Origin of the sequence: Aeromonas sp. R4-1, from assembly GCF_040908325.1 — a bacterium.
Classification (GTDB): Bacteria; Pseudomonadota; Gammaproteobacteria; order Enterobacterales; family Aeromonadaceae; genus Aeromonas; species Aeromonas veronii.
This window is the reverse complement of sequence record NZ_JBFODM010000089.1, coordinates 1-19,093: the sequence shown is the minus strand read 5'-3', so window position 1 is coordinate 19,093 and position 19,093 is coordinate 1. Positions and strand designations below refer to the sequence as shown.

Here is a 19,093-nt window from a genome sequence, read left to right as displayed (position 1 = left end):
CTGAGCCATGATCAAACTCTTCAATTTAAGTTTGGTTGCTTCGAAAAGCGGCTCAATGAATTGCTGAAATAAACTGTTCGACTTCTTATTGCTAAGAAATCGNCTTGGTCACTTCACCAGACATTGAAAATCAAAAATTGTTTTTGATGTTCGATGCTGTGAGTGCCCACACAGATTGCTTGATTCAAATTGTTAAAGAGCGTCACGCTTGTCGCGTTGAGGAGGCGCATATTACGCCTCTCACTTCGAAAGTCAAGCGATTGCTTTCGCTTTTCTTTCGGCGCCGCCTTCACAAGGAAGCTGGCTCATCAGTTCGGCGTGTTCCGCCGTGCTGGTAGGGGCGCATTATAGGGAGCGGCGCTGGGATGACAAGGACTTTTTCAGCAAAAAAGTTCGCTCGCTCAGATATCAAGCAACCACCTCTTTTTTTGCTCAAAATGGCATCAATTCTGACTATTGCCGGATTTAAATTGAACATTTGAAAAGCCAATTTATAATTGCCATCTCAAATGTTCAATTGGAATGCCCTCATGCATCAAATCCTCGATAGCCATAAGGAAGAGCAAATCGTCCCGCTGTTCCGCTTGGGGTTCCGACCCTTCTTCTTGTTCGGGGCTCTGTTTGCGGCCGTCGCCATGTTGTTCTGGTTGGGGCAGCTCAACGGTTGGCTAACCTTGCCAGGGATTGCCAACCCGACCTGGTGGCATGGTCATGAGATGCTGTTTGGTTTCGGGGCTGCCATCGTCGCGGGCTTTCTGCTCACCGCGGTGCAGAACTGGACGGCCCATCCCGGTATTCGGAGCTGGCCATTGGCAATGGTGGTGGGGTTGTGGATGTTGCCAAGGACCTTGTTACCCTGGCTGGGTGAAGAGAATACGCTCCTGATGGCGGCAGACCTGCTCTGGTTGCCGCTTTGCACCTGGTTCCTTGCCAAGCCTATCTTGATAACCCGGCAATGGCGCAACCTCTTCTTCGTGCCCCTGTTGCTGATACTGACCTTGCTCAATGGTGCCAGCTGGTTATGGCAGGCCGATTGGACCACCGTTGAGCACCTATTGATTACCACTGTGCTGTTGTTTACCACCCTGATCGCCGTGATGGGGGGAAGGGTGATTCCGTTCTTCACCGCCCGGGCAACCGGTCAGGAGAAAGCTGCACCTCTACTCTGGCTGGAACGGACTGCGCTCGCGGCACTGTGGCTTATCTTGCTCTGCTGGTTGCTGCTCCCCACTCAATGGGTCACCAGCATATATATAGTGCCTCTCTATATAGTGGCGGCGAGTTTGCATCTGTGGCGACAACTGCGTTGGCATCTGCCATCGACCGTTGCGCATCCCCTGCTGTGGTCACTCCATCTCGCCTATCTGTTTATCCCTCTTGGCCTGCTCGCCCTTGCGGCACATAGCGCGGGTCTGCCCATCACGTTGTCGATGGCCAGTCACCTGCTCAGCGCAGGCTGTATGGGCACCATGATCCTGGGCATGATTGCGCGAGTCTCCCTCGGCCATAGCGGTCGGGCCTTGCTGATAGGACGCAGGATCACTGGCGCATTCGCCCTGGTCATCGCTGCCGCTACAATGCGGGTGGCGATTCCGCTGTTCTGGCCTGCTTATACCCTGCATGGCTGGAACCTCAGCGCGCTTGCCTGGATCGCTGCTTATGGTCTGTTTGTCTGGGTCTATACCCCGATACTGATCCGCCCCAGAGCAGATGGTCGACCGGGTTGATGACTGCGGAACATGTTCAGGGTGTTGCCACCGGATAGTGGATGAGGTTGTGGAAAATCGCCGGGGCTATGCCCAGATTGCGATAACCGTGGGGACGGTCGGCAGCAAAACGCACAGCCTCCCCTTGCACCAATGAACGCCACTCCCCTTCCACCAGCACCTCCATCATGCCACTTATGACGATGACATGTTCGGTCACTCCCGGCTCATGGGGCTCGGATTCACGCTGGTAACCCGGCAACAGGGTCAGCTCAAGCAATTCGAAGCCAAACCGGTTTTCATAAGGGAAGAGGGGGGCCACTTGCATGCCCTCTCCCGCTGGCTGCTGGCGAATGGCATCGGCGGTGCGATAGAGCACCTCTGCCTGCGCGGCGGGTGTGGGCTCAATGAAACTGGAAAATGAGACTCGAAAACCGGTGGCTATCTTCCACAGCGTCGCCACTGTCGGGCTGGACTCTCCCCGCTCAATCTGCCCCAGCATCGCCTTGCTGACACCCGTTTCGCGCGCGGCGGCATCCAGGCTCCAGCCGCGCTCGCTGCGCAGCCCCTTCAGTCGAGCAGCCAGATGCTGACTCATCTCTTGCATAACTGCCTCTTTATTACTCTTGTACGCTATAGCGCACAGCGATATAGTCAAAACAGTATTGTACGTAATAACGCACAGCGCGTCACAACGCCAAGAGGAAGAGTCATGCCCTTCGCCCTCCCCCATCTGGTCGCAGGCTTTATCGCCGTGATGGTCGGCTACACCAGCTCCGTCATCCTGATCATCCAGGCCGCCACGGCAGCGGGTGCTGATACTGCCCAAGTTGCCTCCTGGCTCTGGACGCTGGGGATCGGCATGGGGGTGAGCTGCATCGGCCTCTCTCTTTATTACCGCATGCCCGTACTGACCGCCTGGTCCACACCGGGCGCGGCACTGCTGATCGCCACGCTGGGCAACTTCACTCTGGCGGAAGCGATCGGCGCCTTTGTGATCTCCTCCCTGCTGATCACTCTGTGTGGCATCAGCGGCTGGTTCGACCGCTTGATGAAACATATCCCGGCTCCGCTGGCCGCCGCCATGCTGGCTGGCGTACTGCTCAGATTCGGGCTGGATCTGTTCAAGGTCGCCCCGCAAGATCCCTTGCTGCTTGGCACCCTGCTGCTGGCCTTCCTGCTGGGGCGTCATCTCTGGCCCCGCTATACCATGGTGCTGGTACTGGGAGTGGGGATGCTGATCTGCAGCGTGCGGGGGGGATTGCAACTGGGCACCCTTCACTGGCAACTCGCCAGCCCGGTCTGGACATGGCCAGCCTTCTCCCTTGATGCTCTGTTTGGTATCGCGCTGCCGCTGTTCATTGTCACCATGACATCGCAAAACATGGCGGGAATTGCCATCTTGCGGGCCCACGGTTATCAGCCTTCCACCTCCTCGCTGATCAGCTGGACTGGCCTGACTGGCCTGCTGCTCGCCCCTTTTGGCGGCTATGCCTTCAATCTGGCCGCCATCACTGCCGCCATCTGCATGGGCAAAGAGGTCGACCCGGATACCAAGCGCCGCTGGCCAGCTGCGGTATGGGCGGGTTGCTTTTATCTCCTGACCGGCTGCTTCGGCGCAACCGTCGCGGCCCTGTTTAGCGCCTTTCCGGCAGCCCTTGTCACTTGCGTCGCTGGTTTGGCCCTGTTAGGCACCATCGGCAGCAGCCTGCACTCGGCCTTGCAAGAGGATGAAGCGCGAGAAGCTGCGCTGCTCACCTTTATCATTACCGCGTCCGGGATCAGCCTGCTCGACATCGCGGCAGCCTGCTGGGGTCTGCTGATTGGTCTGGCTATCTATCAGTTCCAATCATATCGACAAAGGAATCAATTGAACCTCAAACCGTGAACCTCTGCACACTATCCAGATAAAATGATTCACAAGTGAAACTAATTTCCTTCAAGTGGTGCCAGGGCACCAATCTTCCCGGACATGGTGCCCAGTCAGGTTCCATGCAACGGAGAATAAAAATGAAAAATCAGGCTGTCTTGTTACTACTGGCCATACTGGGTACTACGAGCGTCCAGGCTGCCGATACGGATCGAGAGCTGGCTCGCCAGCTCGCACTTCAGCAGAAAAACCTGCTGCCCCTGCTGAGCAATCAGCAATACCAGAGCCCGCTTCCCAACCTGCTGCAGAAGGCCAGCCCACGGCTTAAACGGCAGGCGAGCGAGGCCAACCAGGCGGCCATCAGCCGACAAGGACTGGATGGCGAGGTCAAGCAACTGATGCAGTTGCGACTGGCCAACACCGATCAGGCCGCCGCACTGCAACAGGGCGTCGAACCGCTGGTCGCCTATGTTCCTAGTGGGGATGAGAAGAGCTGGAGCGCCATTGAAGCGTTCGACAGCGCTGGCAATCCCGTCTATCTGGATGTGGACAAGGCACCGGCCCGGCCGGTTCTGGTAGTCGAAGCCGATCCCGTCAAAGCCAAAAACGCAGGCTTGAAGGTAATGCGCAAAGCGCTGGCCGATGCGGATCTGCAAAGCGCTCCGCGAGTGGCGGCCAGCACGGCGCCACTCAAGACCAGTATCCTGAAAAAGATCAGACTGAAGGATGATCAGGAGCCCTGGCTTCTCGGCGCGGCCGAAGTGTATGCGGTGGTCGCAGGGGTTAATCCCAGTCGGGATGAACCAGTGGTCGATATTGTCGACATGCCCTACCTCGACTATGACAACACAGACTACACCCCCAACCAGATCCTGGTTTACTGGGATTGCTATCGCTGGGGTGCCGTCGATGTGGTGATGATGGAGCAGGATGACAACGTCAACTACAAGGAGCTGAGCGCCCTGCTGATTGAAGCTCTCAAACTCGGCTTTACTGCGGGTGGCGTGCCGGAAGCCCTGCCCTTCCTCGATCTCGGCGGTCGCATCGTCAAGGCTCTGCCCGACTCCTGGATGACCAACAACGACGACTATCTGGATACCTTCTACACACTGGAGCAGGATCAGGTCTATCGCCAGTATACGGGGGCTGCCGGTAATGCGGTTATCGATCTTGAGCCAAAAGAGATCGCCCCGACCAGACCTTGATAATCGGCCATAACGAAAAAGCCAATGAGCAACTCATTGGCTTTTTGCTTTTATCGCGGTGACCACCGGTCAACCCTTGGGACGAACCCCCAGAGTATGGCAGATGGCATAAGTCAGCTCGGAGCGGTTCAGGGTATAGAAGTGGAAATCCTTCACCCCTTCCTGACTCAGCACGCGCACCTGATCGATGGCGATGCTCGCCCCCACCAGATTGCGAGTCATCTGATCGTTATCCAACCCCTCGAAACGCTGATGCATCCAGCGCGGGATCTTCACGTTGGTAAAACCGGCAAACTTGGCCAGGGTCTGATAGTTGGAGACCGGCAGGATCCCCGGCACGATTTCAGCATCGATGCCGATAGCGGCGCAGCGATCCCGAAAGCGCAAATACGTTTCCACATCGAAGAAGAACTGAGTGATGGCGCGGTTGGCACCGGCATCAATCTTGCGCTTGAGATTGAGCAGGTCGGATTGCGCACTCTTGGCCTCCGGGTGACCTTCCGGATAGGCGGCAACCGAGATATCGAAGTCCGCCTCTGACTTGAGCAGGGCAACCAGATCGGTGGCATACATATCCGGTTTCTCCAGCCCCTGCGGCAAGTCACCGCGCAGAGCCACGATATGACGAATACCGCTGTTCCAGTAGTCGCGGGCGATGGTGCGCAGCTCGTCGCGGCTGGCATCGATACAGGTCAGGTGCGGCGCCGCAATCAGGCCTGTCCGCTCCTTGATGTCCTTAATCACCTTGTGGGTGCGATCACGGGTACCGGAGTTGGCGCCATAAGTAACAGAGACGAACTTGGGTTCCAGCACTTTCAGCCGTTCGATGGACTGCCAGAGGGTATTCTCCATCCCTTCACTGTTGGGCGGAAAAAACTCGAAACTGACCGATATATCGCCATTCAAATCTGCCAAGCTCTGGTTGAGCGCCTCAACCTGACGTGCACTGTGAAATCCCATCTGCTCTTCTCCCTGTCCTGCAATCCATCTGCCTACGTCAAAACGGATGTTTGGACGTCTAAACGTCTTTATATTTATGAGCAAAACGACACAAAGTCAACAGGGATTTACCTCACATCCGATCTGACGAACTTCATATTTACAAAATTAACGGTACGTAACCGAAAAGTGCCCATCCCAAAATTGCCCCAGTCGAGTTATGATGGGGGCAGATCGTCCTGGACGTTCTGAATCTGCGTGTGATTGTTTGGCCGGAGGTTTCTCCGGCCCCTTTTCATTTATTTCCCACTCCTGCCGATAACAGAATGAGTCTTTGCAGGAGCACCATCATGGATACCCACCCCGGCTTTGCCACCGACTTGCTGTTCGATCGCTATCAGGGCGAGGTTGTTCAGCACGATCAGTTCTGGGCGGTTCGCACGCCGGATGCTCCCGACTACTACTTCGGCAACTACCTGCTGCTCCCCAACCCACCCAGCGACCGTGACAAAGGCTGGCTGGAAGCCGCATTCGATCAGTTGATCGGTCAAGATCCTCGAGTGCGCCACCGCACCTTCCAATGGCCACTGGCAGCCGGGCAAAACAGCCGGATCGCCGGTTTTGTCGCAACGGGATACCAATATATGGAGTGCGTGGTACTGGCGCTGGATGAACAGAGCTGCCCACCTCCTCACGACGACATGAACAAGGTTGAGGCACGCACCTTCACTACTGCTGATTGGCCTGAGTGGCTCGACTTCGAACTCAATGAACGGGATGAGGGACACTCGGAACAGAGCTATCTCCCCTATCTGCGATCCCGCCAGGCGCTCTATCAGGCCATGATTGCCGATGGACTCGGGGACTGGTGGGGGATCTGGAAAGAGGAACAACTGGTCGCCAGCTGTGGCCTCTTCTTTTGCGGCACACTTGGGCGCTTCCAATTGGTACGCACGCACCATGCGTGGCGCAACCAGGGGTTATGCCGCCAGCTGCTGAGTCAAGTGGCTCGCGCAGGATTATCCCGTGCCAAACAGCTGATCATAGTGGCTGACGAGCATTACCATGCCCAGCGCATTTACCGCTCTCTGGGGTTTGCCTCGGTTGCCCGCATCGGCAGCCTCTGCCGCTGGCCCCACGAAGCACAATAAAGCGATACCTGCTGGCCGCGAGCCATAAAAAAACGGGAGGCTGATGCCTCCCGCTCTTATTGATGCAGATGACCTATTGCTGTGGCTGCTGTGGCGCCTCCAGCTCGTTGGAGAGCGCCTGCTCCACCTCATCCGACGGCGCCGGTAATGGGGCAGCGGCCGCTGATGCGGGTTCTGCGGGAGTCACAGCTGGTGCCACCACGGCCGATGTTTCACTGGTCTCGGGGGCTGCGGACACCTCAGTCGTCGGCGCTGAAACTGGAGCAGGAGCAGGGGCAACCGTATCACACTGACAATCCGCGCTCTTGGCCTTGTTGCCCTGATGAGGGGCATACCAGCCCTTCAAGCCACCTTCCAGTCGATTTGCGGCAGCTTTGGGCTCCATCTTGCCAAGCAACACAGCCTGACTCACCTCGGCCAGTTCATCCCCCAACTTGGGCGTACCACGGGAGAAGATCTGGGTCGCCACCCGAATGGTCGAGTCACACTGATCGCGCCACTCCATCATCTCTTTGGCCGCCGGATTGGTGACATCGAAGAAGTGGTTGGAGAGGGAGAAGAATCCCGGCAGCGAGTTGGTATAGAGATCGGCAAATTGCGGCGTCGTCAGCCACTGCAGGAAAGCCATCGCCCCCTCTTTGTTCTTGCTGGCCGGGTTCATCCCCATACCGATATCGGTGTGGTCGGTAAAGAAACAGCCATCACCCTGTTTGGCCACCGGCGGGCGCATGACGCCAAAATCGACCTTGCCGGTGAAGGGAGCAATCTCCCAGGAGCCCGCCACGTAGAAGGCGGCCTTGCCCGAGGTAAACAGCTCGTTGCTGGTCGCATAATCGCGGCTCTCGCCACCTTCACCGAGGTAGGAACGCCAGCGGGCCAGCTCGTCGAACACCTTCACATATTGGGGGTTGTCCAACCGCTCCTGCCCGCCGATAAGTGCCAGACGGCCGTCCTCCCCCTTCCAGTAGTTGGGGCCAATGTTCTGGAACCCCAGTTCGGAGGCAACCCAGCTCTCGGAACCACTCATGGCCAGCGGCACATAGCGACCGTCGGCCTTGATCTTGTCCAGCACGGCGAAGAACTGATCGCGGGTTTGCGGCAAGGTGAGCCCCAACTCACTGAAGATCTTCTTGTTATAGAAGAAGCCATGGATCACCGAGGCCATGGGGACGCAGAAGGTCTGGGCACCGGAATCCGTCTGCCAGGGTGACTGAGCAAAACTCGGGAAGTTCTCCATCCCCGCCATTTCGGTCAGCTCGGCCAGATGGCCCGCCTTGAACAGGGCGAGCGAGTCATCAAACGGACGACAGGTAATGAGATCCCCCGCCTTACCGCCTTTCAGGCTCTCCCACAGGGTGGGCATGTAGTTGACGTTCTGCACCGGATGAAAACTCACCTTGATGCCGGGATGCGCCGCTTCAAACGCCGGGATAATCTTCTGCTCCCACAACGCCTTGTCATCGGTTCGCCAGCTTTCAATCACAAGCTCGCTGGCCATCAGCTGGCCACACAACAGGAGACTCAGGGCTCCAATCCACTTTTTAGACATAAGCCCTCCTAGACCTTGAAATGTGCGATCAATTGCTGCTGTTTGGCGACCAGATCGGCCAGCACTTCGCTGCTGCTGGCGGATTCGCGCGCCTCCCGCTCGGTCTCGTATGCCACATCGGCAATACCGGCGATATGACGAGCGACCCCCTGACTGACGGAGATCTGCTCCTGAGCGGCATGGGCCACCTGATCAGCCATCGACTTGATGGCACCCATCCGATCGGCAATGGATTGCAGCGCCACATCCATCTCGCGGGTCTGCTCAACACAGCTCTGGGTCTGCTCCTGGCTACGCCCCATCACTTCAACCACATGCTTGCTGGAGCTTTGCAGGTTCTCAATCATCCCCTGGATCTCTTCGGTCGACGTCTGGGTGCGATTAGCCAGCGCCCGCACCTCATCGGCCACCACCGCAAAACCGCGGCCGGCATCGCCAGCACGGGCCGCTTCGATGGCTGCGTTCAAGGCCAGCAGGTTGGTCTGCTCGGCGATGCTGCGGATCACATCGAGAATGCTGCCGATGTTGTTGCTGAATTCGCCCAGCTTGTAGGTGATCCCGACCGCCTCTTCCATGGCACCAGCCAGCTGCTCGGTGATCCGGCGAGTGGTGGCCACTTTCTGGCGCCCATTGCGCGCCTCTTCATCGGCCTGATCCACTTCCCGCTTGGTACCATCGGTAGAGCGGGCCACCTCGGTGGCGCTCACTTCCAGCTCGGTAATGGCGGCGGCCACCTGATCGGTCTGGCTCTTCTGCTCTTGCACCCGGGACATGGCCCGTTCGCTGATCTCGGCGGCGCGGCTCGCCTCATCCACCAGATGGCGGGAGCCTGCATTGATTTGAGAGAGCAGCTCACCGGTCTTGCCCGCCAGCGTATCGATAGAGCGGGAAAGGCTGCCAAATTCGCAACTGCTGCGGTAGTTGATGCGGCGGGTCATATCACCGGCCGCCATGTAATCGAGCTCCTTGTTGATCATCTGCAACGGGCGCTGAATGCTGCGCGCCGTGGTATAGCCGATCACCAGCGCCGCAGCGGCCGACATCGCGGCAACCACCAGGATCCAGAAGCTGGCACTGCTGACCGCCGCATCGGCGTTGATCCGGCTATCGCTGGCGATGGCTCCGGCAGACTTGCCCATCTCATCGAGCAAATTGAGGCTGTTGACCAGACTGGCATCCAGCTGCTGATTTTGCGTGGCCAGCGACAGCGCCAGTTGCTGAGCCTGACGCATGGTCGCCAACAAGCCCTGAGCGCCAAGCGCCAGCTCCTGCATCCGATCCAGATTGGAGACAAAGCGCGCTTTCACATCATCAGGCACCAGCACCCGCTCCAACCGCTTGCGGGCCATCTCGATATCCTTGCTGAGTACCTTTTCCAGCTCGTTCAGGTCGGTTTTGGCATCGGCACGACGGATATTCTTCAGGTCGCGGGCGATACCCGAGGTAATGAGCTCCGCCTTGTTGCGCATGGAGCGCTTGCTGGCAGTCTGTTGCAACAGCAGATCCGCCGCCCACTGGTAGGTATCCTCAAGGCGGATAAATTCCATCTCCAGCTTGTGGCGCTGCTCCAGTGCACTGACCCACTGTCGATGCTGTGCCAACACCTGATCCGCCAAACCATAAAATTGGGTGGTAGCACTCTCGACCTGCTGGAAGCGGGCACGAGCATCCGCTACGTCGGTAAATTTCCCCATCTCCTGACTCAGCAGGGCGAAGCGGTTCTGCTGCTCCTTGAACTGATTGGCCAGCTGCGGCAACTGGGCGGCATCTTCACTGGTGCGGTAGACAAGCACCCAGCGGTTACTATCCTGCAGTGCCCCCTTGAGACCTGCGACAGCCACCACCAGCGGGGTTGCCCGGTCAGATACGGCAGAGAGGCCGTCATTTATACCCTTGATTTTAAAGGTACTGATCACACCAAGCAGGATCAGCAATAGCAGCATCAACACGAATCCGGCGATGATCCGCTGCACGATAGATAAGCCCATGGAGACATCCTCACTCATTGGGGGAAGGTAAAGTGAACATAGTCACTATCGGCAGGCGTGGCGAATAACTGAAATAAAGCGGCAGGTATTTAATTGATTTGTATCGGGTTGGATCACAGTACAGACAAAATCAGCCATACGAAAAAAGCCCGGCACAAGCCGGGCTGAAAGAGACGTACTTTGCTATCTTCCGCGGTCCGTTCAGAACCGCAGTCAGAATCATTAGAAGCGGTAGCCAACACCCACCATAAAGGCCATCGGGTCGATATGTGTTTTAAAAGTGCCAACGCCATCGACTTTGACATCAGTGTCAATGTCCATAATCCAGGCAGAACCGTTCACAAACCAGCGGTCGGTCACAGCCATATCGATACCAACCTGGCCCGCCAATCCCCATGAGTCATCAAGACTGATATTGGCGCCATCCAGTTTGCCAACACCCTTCTCGTCAAAGAAGGTGGTGTAGTTGATACCGACACCAACATAAGGACGAACCTTGCTCTGGGCATCGCCAAAATAGTACTGGGCCATCAATGTTGGAGGCAGATGTTTAACCTTGGCAATCTCACCAAGATCGCGAGTACTCACTCTATGGGAGAATGGAGTTGCAGCCAACAACTCAACCCCCCAGTTGTCGGTGATCATATAACCGAGGGTCAGGCCAAGCTGTTGATTGCTATCAATCTGAAACTCACCAGTGTTAAGCACATCATCACTGCTCTCCTGAGGAGAAACGATGGCCAAACCACCACGAACCAGAATATCGCCAGCCTGATGGGCCATGGCGAAAGGAGAGGTCACTGCAGCGGCAATCATCAGAGGAAGTAATTTTTTCATCACGTAATCCCTTTTTTTGTTTTCATTTGATGCTGTAAGCCCGCTGACTATATGCCCTTGTAAATGCAAAGTTATTGACTTGAAGCAAAGGTTGCACAGAAATAAATCGATTGGTGTGACATCTTTGCGCGCCATCCCAATCTCGTTGAGTCCCCAGACAACAAGCCGAAATGCCTGTTTCGACAGGTTGTAACTACCCGCATCCAGCGCCAAAAGAAGCAAGCAAACCACATCTTATTGCGCGGCAGAGCGGCTATTAATTGTTGTTAACATGGGCAAATAAGCGTATTTTTTGCGCCATACAAGTTACTGGGAAGTAATGGTTTATTTATGAAAAATGAGTCGAAATGGCAAAAGGTGGGGGCCTTTCTCGCGGCCGTGTGGGGAATCGGATCCTTTCTCTTTATCCTGCTCGGTTTTATTGTCGCCCTGGCCTATCTGGTATTGGTACGGCAGGGTTAATCCGGGTTGACAGAGTGCAGCAGGGTGATATTCCCCCCTTCAGCAAGCTGCTCCGGAGTCTGGCCCATGCCCTCCGCAGAGAGGGTACCAGCGTAGCCACACCACCGATTTCGCCCACCAACTTTGGCCTGATACAGCGCCATGTCCGCCAGTTTGAAGCTATGACTCCAGAATGAATCCGTGTACTCCGGGTGCAACGGATAGCGGCAGAACCCCAGCGACACCGTCAACCAGAGTGGCGCATCCTCTCTGCCAAAGCGGTGCTGAGCGACACGCTGGCGCAGATATTCGACCCGCAGCGCCAACTCTTGCTCGTCATCCACCTGCAACAGCAACAAGAACTCCTCCCCGCCCAGCCGGATGATAGGCTCGCGCTCTCCTGTCACCACCTTGCGCAGCAGATCCGCCAACTGTTTCAGCACCAGATCCCCGATGTCATGGCCAAGGCGGTCATTAATCCGCTTGAAATGATCCAGATCCAGCAGCAATAACAGACAAGGTTTGGCCCGGTTGGCCTGCAACCAGCCATCGAGATAGCGACGATTGAAACAACGGGTCAAGGGGTCGGTGAATGCAGCCATCTCCATCTGGCTGGATTTTTCCAACAAATCATCGTGTTGCTGACTGACCTTGCTGGCCATCTCCTTGAACTTGCCGCTCAGGGTCGCCATCTCGGCGCTGCTGTCGATATAGGGGATCAAGGTGGCATCTGGCCGATCGCCAAAGCGTTGCAGCGCCGACACCAGCTGCTGCAACGGGGTAAGCACAATGCTATTGAGCCGATACATGGCGATCATGACGCAGATAAAACTGATAAACAGCATGCCGATAAAGGTCCAGAGCGCCCCCTCCATGACGCCACTCAAGATCTTTCTCTCCTCCTCAATCACCAGAGTCAGCACCGGCTGGTTATCACTGTTAAGCAGACGTACCTCCCCCCTCAGCCGATCCAGCCCCAGGTCAATCAGGCGGTAGGTCACTTGCGGTTTCAGCGGTTTGAATGTGGCTGCGATATTCAGATTGGTGTCTGAGATCGCCAGTGGCAACGCGGTACGCTCAGAGAGCTGCTGGAGATACTCTTCATCAAGCCAGCGCACCACCAGCAAGAAGCCGTTGAAGGGGGCGGAGTTGTCACTGTCTCTGATCGGCTGCCACGAGTACATCAGCGGTCCCCATTGGGAGGCGCTAATGCCGTGCAAGTTGATACCTCCTTGCGCCACAGATTGCGCTCTCAACTGCTTTTTCAGATCATCAAGGAAATAGGGAAACTGATCATGATTGATGCCGGGCGCATCGGGTAGCAGGGTCCGGGTCCAGATCTCGTAGCCGGTGAGATCCATGAAACTCATCAGATTGAGGCGAAAGTCCCGCATCGGCATATCATTGAGCAGGTTGGAATCAATATATTCCCGGCTTCTGCCGATCATAAAACGATGGCTGTCATCCCAAATGCCCCAATCCCGACTGAAAGCATCCAGTGCTGCCACATCGGACTGCACCGCACTGCTCATTCGCAGCAAGTGCTCCTTCATGCGCTGCTCTTCAATCCGGGTGGCAGCAGGGATCTGGGCCCACGCTAACAGGATCAATAACAGCAAAATAGCGCCCAACCAGATAGGGAGCATGGAGTAAGCCAACTGATGATCAATCGTACGCGGAGCCTGAGCCATAACCTGATATATCCATTACCATGATGTCGTGATACCCAGCCAACCCACCTCACACGAGCTGCCCCTTCATATGTCCGATATTCATAGTAAAAAAGGGGCCAAAGGCCCCTTCGATTATAACGACTTATCGCGTCAATAGCGGGCGCAAAAAACGCGCCGTGTGAGACTCGCCATTATTGCAAATCTCCTCCGGCGTCCCCGTCACCAGAATACGGCCACCACCGGCCCCCCCCTCCGGCCCCAGATCGACGATCCAGTCGGCAGTTTTTACCACATCCAGATTGTGCTCGATGATGACGATGGTGTTGCCGCGATCCCGCAGCTGGTGCAGCACCTTGAGCAATTGCTGGATATCGTGGAAGTGCAACCCGGTGGTCGGCTCGTCCAGTATGTAGAGGGTCTGACCGGTATCCCGCTTGGAGAGCTCGCGCGCCAGCTTGACCCGCTGCGCCTCGCCGCCCGAGAGGGTAGTGGCCGACTGGCCAAGCCGGATATAGGAGAGGCCCACATCCATCAGAGTTTGCAGCTTGCGCGCCACCGCCGGCACCGGATCGAAGAACTCGCGGGCGTCCTCCACCGTCATCTCGAGGATCTCGTGGATGTTCTTGCCCTTGTATTTCACCTCCAGGGTCTCGCGGTTGTAGCGCTTGCCCTTGCAGACGTCACACGGCACGTAGACATCCGGCAGGAAGTGCATCTCCACCTTGATGACCCCATCCCCCTGGCACGCCTCGCAGCGCCCTCCCTTCACGTTGAAGGAGAAGCGGCCCGGCTGGTAGCCGCGCGAGCGCGCCTCCTGAGTGCCGGAGAGCAGCTCGCGGATCGGGGTGAACAGGCCGGTGTAAGTCGCCGGGTTGGAGCGCGGGGTGCGGCCGATAGGGCTCTGGTCGATGTCCACTACCTTGTCCAGATGCTCCAGCCCCTCGACGCTGCGATAGGGTGCCGGGGTGGACTCGGTGGCCTTGTTGAGCTCGCGATGAGCGATGCGGAACAGGGTGTCGTTGATCAGGGTCGACTTGCCGGAGCCGGAGACGCCAGTGACGCAGGTCATCACCCCGATGGGCAGATCAAGATTGACGTTGCGCAAGTTGTTGCCGCTTGCCCCCTTGAGTTTCAACCACTTGCCGGTGAGCGGCGTGCGCTCGGCCGGAATGGCGATCTGCTTGCGACCGGAGAGGTAGTCACCGGTCAGCGACTCCGGATTGTCGATAATCTGCTGGGGGGTGCCCTGCGCAACAATCTCGCCACCGTGTACACCCGCCCCCGGGCCGATATCCAGCACATGGTCGGCGAGGCGAATGGCATCCTCGTCGTGCTCCACCACGATCACCGTGTTGCCGAGATCGCGCAGATGGGTGAGGGTCTTGAGCAACCGCTCGTTGTCGCGCTGATGCAGACCGATGGAGGGCTCGTCCAGTACGTACATGACGCCCACCAGCCCGGCCCCGATCTGGCTGGCCAGTCGGATGCGCTGCGCTTCGCCGCCTGAGAGGGTCTCGGCACTGCGGGACAGGCTCAGATAGTTGAGACCGACGTTCACCAGGAAGCCGAGCCGCTCGACGATCTCTTTCAATATCTTCTCGGCAATCTGGGCGCGCTGGCCAGTGAGGTTAAGTCCCTCGAAGAAGGCGAGCGCATCGCCGATGGACTGCTCGGCGATGGCCGGCAGGTTGCGGTTGTCGACGAAGACGTGGCGTGCCTCCTCCCGCAGTCGGCTACCACCGCAGCTGGTACAGGATTTGTTGGCGATGTATTTGGAGAGCTCTTCACGCACCGAGTTGGACTCGGTCTCCCGGTAGCGCCGCTCCATGTTGTGCAGGATCCCCTCGAACGGGTGCTTGCGCACCACCACGTCGCCGCGATCGTTCATGTAACGGAACTCGATCTCGGTGCGACCGGAGCCGCGCAGGATCACCTCCTGAGTCTTGACCGGCAGATCCTCCCACGGCGTCTCCAGATCGAACTTGTAGTGCTCGGAGAGGGATTTCAGCATCTGGAAGTAGTAGAAGCTGCGCTTGTCCCAACCTCGGATGGCGCCGTTGGCCAGACTGATGGCCGGATCGCCGATCACCTTGGCAGGATCGAAATATTGCTGCACCCCGAGGCCGTCACAAGTCGGGCAGGCACCGGCCGGATTGTTGAAGGAGAAGATGCGCGGCTCCAGCTCCGACATGGAGTAGCCACACTCCGGGCAGGCGAAGTTGGCGGAGAAGGTCATGGGGGCAACCCCCTCTTCCCCGTCCATTGGCACTACCAGCACGATGCCGCCGGAGAGGGTCAGCGCCGTCTCGAACGACTCGGCCAAACGCAAGGCAAGGTCCTCGCGCACCTTGAAGCGATCCACCACCACCTCGATGGTGTGCTTCTTGTGCAGCTCCAGCGTCGGAGGATCGGAGAGGTCGCACACCTCGCCGTCGATACGGGCACGGATGTAGCCCTGGGCCGCCAGATTCTCCAGCAGCTTGGTGTGTTCCCCCTTGCGATCGCGCACCACCGGGGCCAGCAGCATCAGCTTGCTCCCCTCCGGTTGAGCCAGCACCTGATCCACCATCTGACTGATTGTCTGGGCGGCGAGCGGAATGGCGTGGGTCGGACAGCGGGGCTCACCGACCCGGGCAAACAGCAGACGCAGGTAGTCGTATATCTCGGTGATGGTACCGACGGTCGAGCGCGGGTTGTGGGAGGTGGACTTCTGCTCGATGGAGATGGCGGGCGAGAGCCCCTCGATATGGTCAACGTCCGGCTTCTCCATCAGGGAGAGGAACTGGCGGGCATAGGCGGAGAGGGACTCCACATAGCGGCGCTGCCCCTCGGCATAGAGGGTATCGAACGCCAGAGAGGATTTGCCCGAACCGGAGAGGCCGGTGACCACGATCAGCTTGTCGCGGGGCAGGGTCAGATTGATGTTCTTGAGGTTGTGGGTGCGAGCACCCCGGACCACGATCTTTTCCATCTTGTTGCACGCTCGATACAGAAACCTGAGCGAGTCAGTATGGCATAGAGACTACTGGATGAATAGACAGTCATGAGAGGAAATGCGCATCATCCGGCGCACGCCATCTGCTCATTTTTCTCCACCAACAGACGCTCGTTTTGCCATATCCGGGCGGTGACCTCGACCCGATAGGGGCAACGCAAACCCAGCCCTATTTTGCCAGCCGCCATGACCACTCCAGCCTGCAGCGACAGATTACGGCTCTGGCGCTGAATCGTGCTCCCGGCGGCCCCTTCGCTATGCACCAACAACCTGAAGCTCACCGTCACGTCGCTCTTGCTGAGCAGACTCGGGGAAAGTGACAGCCCCTGCTCGCTCTGCACCATATTGAGGGACAAACGGATAGATGGATCGGGTTCCATCTCGGTTTCTTTTGCGCTCGCTGGTGAGGCAACGCGAGGAACCAGCATCAACCCACAGAGCAGCACCAATAAAAGAGGGGCCCGCAGGCCCCTGAATCCGGAGATAACCATCAGTTGCTACCAGAACCCTGATAGACATAGGCACGGTTATCGCTGCCCAATACGGTCACATTGGCAGTATTGAAGCTTTCGTTTTGCACCACATCAACGGTGTTGCGCCCCCCACCAACCCCAGCATTGACGTAGACATTAGCCTCGTGCTCAGCGCCGTTCTGGGTCACGGTGAGTTTGTTCTCGCTACCCAAGTAGGACTCAACCTTGGCATTGTTCAGCTCACCATCCTGGCTCACTTTGACCACAGACTCAGAGTGAGACGCATCGGCATAAGCCCAGTTGTCAGTACCTTTCTGAGCAACGACCAGCTCGTTGTCCGAGCCCCAGGTCCATGCGCCTTTGCCTTCACCATCACGAGCAGATGCAACCTGGTTGCCAGTTCCGTTCTGGTCGATATCGATGGTATTGCCGCTGCCTGCTTGTTGCACTGCATTGGCATAGTTGTCATTGCCTACCTGATCAATGGTGACCGCACCATCGGTACTGCTGGCTAACTGATTGACCACGGCCTTGTTGTCATCACCTGTCTGGTTGATCAAGGCATCATTGCCAGTACCTTGCTGGTCGGTCTCAATACGGTTGCGATTACCATCTTGTTTCAACTCAGCAAACTCGCTGCTACCACTCTGTTTTGCCAGCAGGTGGTTGCCCTCCCCAGCATCAGATCCTTGTTGCAGGGTCACCACCTTACCGCCGGTTCCACTTTGCTCAACAGTCGCTACGTTGGCACTATCGTATTGAGTGACGTCTGCATTGTTCAAAGAACCACTCTGAGTCACCACTGCAGATGTTCCTTCCGCCGGTGCATAGTCATAGTTACCGGTTGCCTGCAGCACCTTGGTGATATTGCTCTCTCCACGTTGTACCACTTCGGCGTTGGCTCCATCAGCCGCTGTCTGGGTCACGTCAGCCTTGTGAGCCCCCCCTTCTAGCTGCTGTACACTCGCCCGAGCGAAATCGGATATCTGGTTATTAATGACAGCCTGATTACCATCCGAGATTTGAGTGATCATGGAGTCAGCTCCGTCACCATTATCTTGCTTGATCTTGGCGTCGTTGCTCTCCCCATCCTGCACAACCCCGGCAACCGCACCGCCATTCTCAAATTGCTGAATCACATCAGCAAAGTTGTCGTTCCCCTTTGTATCGATGGAGGCTTTGGAGAGGTTAGTGTCACCTTGTTGCAAGATGTAACCACGGTTGCGGTCACCTACCTGCCGAGTATCGGCATCTGACTGGCCGGTATTCTTTTGAGTGGTAACAGCTGTGTTGTCGTTACCAGCTTGATCGATGTTAGCCTTGTTATCGACGCTTCCCACCACCTGGTTAATGGTGGCGGTATTGCCGCTCTGGGCCTGGTTCACCTCAGCCTGATTGCCAGTAGATGCCGCCCAGGCGGTGCTGGTCGCCAGAAGAACTGCCGAGGCAATGATGGTACGTTTAAACATGATTTCCCTCTCGTGCTAATGGTTGAGCCTAGGCTCAGTTGGTTTGAACGACATTTACTTGCTGATTGGCTCCCGTCTGAATAACGGTTGCCGCCAATCCGTTACCGTTTTGCTCGATGCTGGCCAGATTGCCATCACCCAGCTGGATCGCCCGGGCCTGATTGTCTGCCCCTTGCTGACTGATCCAGGCTTCATTGCCGCTGCCTTGTTGCAGCAGCCAAATCCGGTTATTGATACCCGCCTGATAGAGCTCGGCGCTATTGCCTTCGCCCAGTTGCGCGCCATTGACCCAGTTCTCATCTCCCACCTGGGAGAGCGCCAACTCATTGGCCCAACCCTGTTGCAGCAGGCGCGCCTGATTCAGCTCCCCTTGCTGGGTGAGGTGCAGTTGCTGCTCGCTACCGAGTTGCCACAACAGCGCCTGATTCCCATCGCTCTGCAGACCGGAATCCAGCTCGCTTGCCATCGCCAGCTCGTCGAAAACGGCAGGCTCTGCGGCGAGTTGCGGGGCGCCCGATATCAGCAGGAAAAAGAGAGCACTCAACAGGTGTTTCATCGCGCCATCGCCTTGTTGGAAAACGCCCACAGTATCCCTGTCAGACCAGAGGCGGCCTATCAGGCACTCCGCTGATTCGAGGATGAAAAGCGCCGCCCTGTCGCTGAGCAGAAAGTCTTAATTCGTATTCGATGGAGGCCAAAAAAATGGCTCTGTCCCAATTACGTGTTGAAAGGCTAATCTTGAAGTAGGCCATCACCTTGAGGTCAACCATCATGGATACCCCAGCCTTTCAACACCT

Annotated in this window: 14 protein-coding genes; 4 read left to right on the top strand and 10 right to left on the bottom strand. The window is 57.1% G+C overall.

What is annotated here, in order from left to right; all coding sequences use genetic code 11:
• Positions 1–530: 530 nt before the first annotated feature.
• The gene (locus tag AB5Y90_RS16875) at positions 531–1,727 is read left to right on the top strand and encodes an NnrS family protein (RefSeq protein ID WP_307896150.1); all 1,197 of its coding nucleotides are present in this window, start codon (positions 531–533) and stop codon (positions 1,725–1,727) included.
• Positions 1,728–1,743: 16 nt separating this feature from the next.
• Here the strand turns inward: AB5Y90_RS16875 and AB5Y90_RS16870 are convergent, their stop codons facing one another.
• The gene (locus AB5Y90_RS16870; RefSeq protein ID WP_019445207.1) at positions 1,744–2,313 is read right to left on the bottom strand and encodes a helix-turn-helix domain-containing protein; all 570 of its coding nucleotides are present in this window, start codon (positions 2,311–2,313) and stop codon (positions 1,744–1,746) included.
• A gap of 105 nt (positions 2,314–2,418) precedes the next feature.
• Between AB5Y90_RS16870 and AB5Y90_RS16865 the strand changes: the two genes are divergently transcribed.
• Together AB5Y90_RS16865 and AB5Y90_RS16860 are read left to right on the top strand one after the other, a co-directional pair.
• On the top strand, positions 2,419–3,594 hold the full coding sequence (locus tag AB5Y90_RS16865; protein WP_368167349.1) for a benzoate/H(+) symporter BenE family transporter: 1,176 nt from the start codon (positions 2,419–2,421) through the stop codon (positions 3,592–3,594).
• 122 nt (positions 3,595–3,716) lie between these two features.
• Complete coding sequence (locus tag AB5Y90_RS16860; protein WP_368167347.1) at positions 3,717–4,781, top strand: DUF3103 family protein; 1,065 nt, start codon at positions 3,717–3,719, stop codon at positions 4,779–4,781.
• Positions 4,782–4,850: 69 nt separating this feature from the next.
• Here AB5Y90_RS16860 and metF read toward each other — a convergent pair whose 3' ends face one another.
• A complete protein-coding gene (gene metF / locus AB5Y90_RS16855; protein WP_005340191.1) occupies positions 4,851–5,741 on the bottom strand; it encodes a methylenetetrahydrofolate reductase in 891 nt (296 codons plus the stop codon).
• A gap of 329 nt (positions 5,742–6,070) precedes the next feature.
• Here metF and AB5Y90_RS16850 point away from each other — a divergent pair, with 329 nt between their 5' ends.
• Positions 6,071–6,871, top strand: a complete 801-nt coding sequence (locus AB5Y90_RS16850; protein ID WP_368167345.1) for a GNAT family N-acetyltransferase — start codon at positions 6,071–6,073, stop codon at positions 6,869–6,871.
• A gap of 73 nt (positions 6,872–6,944) precedes the next feature.
• Here AB5Y90_RS16850 and AB5Y90_RS16845 read toward each other — a convergent pair whose 3' ends face one another.
• The 8 genes from AB5Y90_RS16845 to AB5Y90_RS16810 form a co-directional block, all read right to left on the bottom strand.
• The gene (locus AB5Y90_RS16845; protein ID WP_368167343.1) at positions 6,945–8,420 is read right to left on the bottom strand and encodes an ABC transporter substrate-binding protein; all 1,476 of its coding nucleotides are present in this window, start codon (positions 8,418–8,420) and stop codon (positions 6,945–6,947) included.
• Between the two features lie 8 nt (positions 8,421–8,428).
• Positions 8,429–10,408 (bottom strand): methyl-accepting chemotaxis protein, encoded by a 1,980-nt coding sequence (locus AB5Y90_RS16840; protein WP_047440176.1) that lies wholly within the window; start codon positions 10,406–10,408, stop codon positions 8,429–8,431.
• A gap of 222 nt (positions 10,409–10,630) precedes the next feature.
• A complete protein-coding gene (gene ompW, locus AB5Y90_RS16835; protein ID WP_047440178.1) occupies positions 10,631–11,245 on the bottom strand; it encodes an outer membrane protein OmpW in 615 nt (204 codons plus the stop codon).
• A 458-nt stretch (positions 11,246–11,703) separates the two neighbouring features.
• Positions 11,704–13,377, bottom strand: a complete 1,674-nt coding sequence (locus tag AB5Y90_RS16830) for a diguanylate cyclase (protein WP_257688023.1) — start codon at positions 13,375–13,377, stop codon at positions 11,704–11,706.
• 124 nt (positions 13,378–13,501) lie between these two features.
• Positions 13,502–16,330, bottom strand: a complete 2,829-nt coding sequence (gene uvrA / locus AB5Y90_RS16825) for an excinuclease ABC subunit UvrA (RefSeq protein ID WP_257688024.1) — start codon at positions 16,328–16,330, stop codon at positions 13,502–13,504.
• An 89-nt stretch (positions 16,331–16,419) separates the two neighbouring features.
• On the bottom strand, positions 16,420–16,734 hold the full coding sequence (locus tag AB5Y90_RS16820; protein ID WP_307896145.1) for a hypothetical protein: 315 nt from the start codon (positions 16,732–16,734) through the stop codon (positions 16,420–16,422).
• Positions 16,735–16,844: 110 nt separating this feature from the next.
• Positions 16,845–18,296 (bottom strand): curlin, encoded by a 1,452-nt coding sequence (locus tag AB5Y90_RS16815; RefSeq protein WP_236367703.1) that lies wholly within the window; start codon positions 18,294–18,296, stop codon positions 16,845–16,847.
• Between the two features lie 34 nt (positions 18,297–18,330).
• Positions 18,331–18,852, bottom strand: a complete 522-nt coding sequence (locus AB5Y90_RS16810) for a curlin (protein ID WP_257688027.1) — start codon at positions 18,850–18,852, stop codon at positions 18,331–18,333.
• Between the last annotated feature and the right edge of the window lie 241 nt (positions 18,853–19,093).

Bases quoted from the DNA above. Each gene is read 5' to 3' on its own strand.
- AB5Y90_RS16875 (WP_307896150.1), top strand. From the start codon at position 531: ATGCATCAAATCCTCGATAGCCATAAGGAAGAGCAAATCGTCCCGCTG.
- AB5Y90_RS16870 (WP_019445207.1), bottom strand. From the start codon at position 2,313: ATGCAAGAGATGAGTCAGCATCTGGCTGCTCGACTGAAGGGGCTGCGC.
- AB5Y90_RS16865 (WP_368167349.1), top strand. From the start codon at position 2,419: ATGCCCTTCGCCCTCCCCCATCTGGTCGCAGGCTTTATCGCCGTGATG.
- AB5Y90_RS16860 (WP_368167347.1), top strand. From the start codon at position 3,717: ATGAAAAATCAGGCTGTCTTGTTACTACTGGCCATACTGGGTACTACG.
- metF (WP_005340191.1), bottom strand. From the start codon at position 5,741: ATGGGATTTCACAGTGCACGTCAGGTTGAGGCGCTCAACCAGAGCTTG.
- AB5Y90_RS16850 (WP_368167345.1), top strand. From the start codon at position 6,071: ATGGATACCCACCCCGGCTTTGCCACCGACTTGCTGTTCGATCGCTAT.
- AB5Y90_RS16845 (WP_368167343.1), bottom strand. From the start codon at position 8,420: ATGTCTAAAAAGTGGATTGGAGCCCTGAGTCTCCTGTTGTGTGGCCAG.
- AB5Y90_RS16840 (WP_047440176.1), bottom strand. From the start codon at position 10,408: ATGGGCTTATCTATCGTGCAGCGGATCATCGCCGGATTCGTGTTGATG.
- ompW (WP_047440178.1), bottom strand. From the start codon at position 11,245: ATGAAAAAATTACTTCCTCTGATGATTGCCGCTGCAGTGACCTCTCCT.
- AB5Y90_RS16830 (WP_257688023.1), bottom strand. From the start codon at position 13,377: ATGGCTCAGGCTCCGCGTACGATTGATCATCAGTTGGCTTACTCCATG.
- uvrA (WP_257688024.1), bottom strand. From the start codon at position 16,330: ATGGAAAAGATCGTGGTCCGGGGTGCTCGCACCCACAACCTCAAGAAC.
- AB5Y90_RS16820 (WP_307896145.1), bottom strand. From the start codon at position 16,734: ATGGAACCCGATCCATCTATCCGTTTGTCCCTCAATATGGTGCAGAGC.
- AB5Y90_RS16815 (WP_236367703.1), bottom strand. From the start codon at position 18,296: ATGTTTAAACGTACCATCATTGCCTCGGCAGTTCTTCTGGCGACCAGC.
- AB5Y90_RS16810 (WP_257688027.1), bottom strand. From the start codon at position 18,852: ATGAAACACCTGTTGAGTGCTCTCTTTTTCCTGCTGATATCGGGCGCC.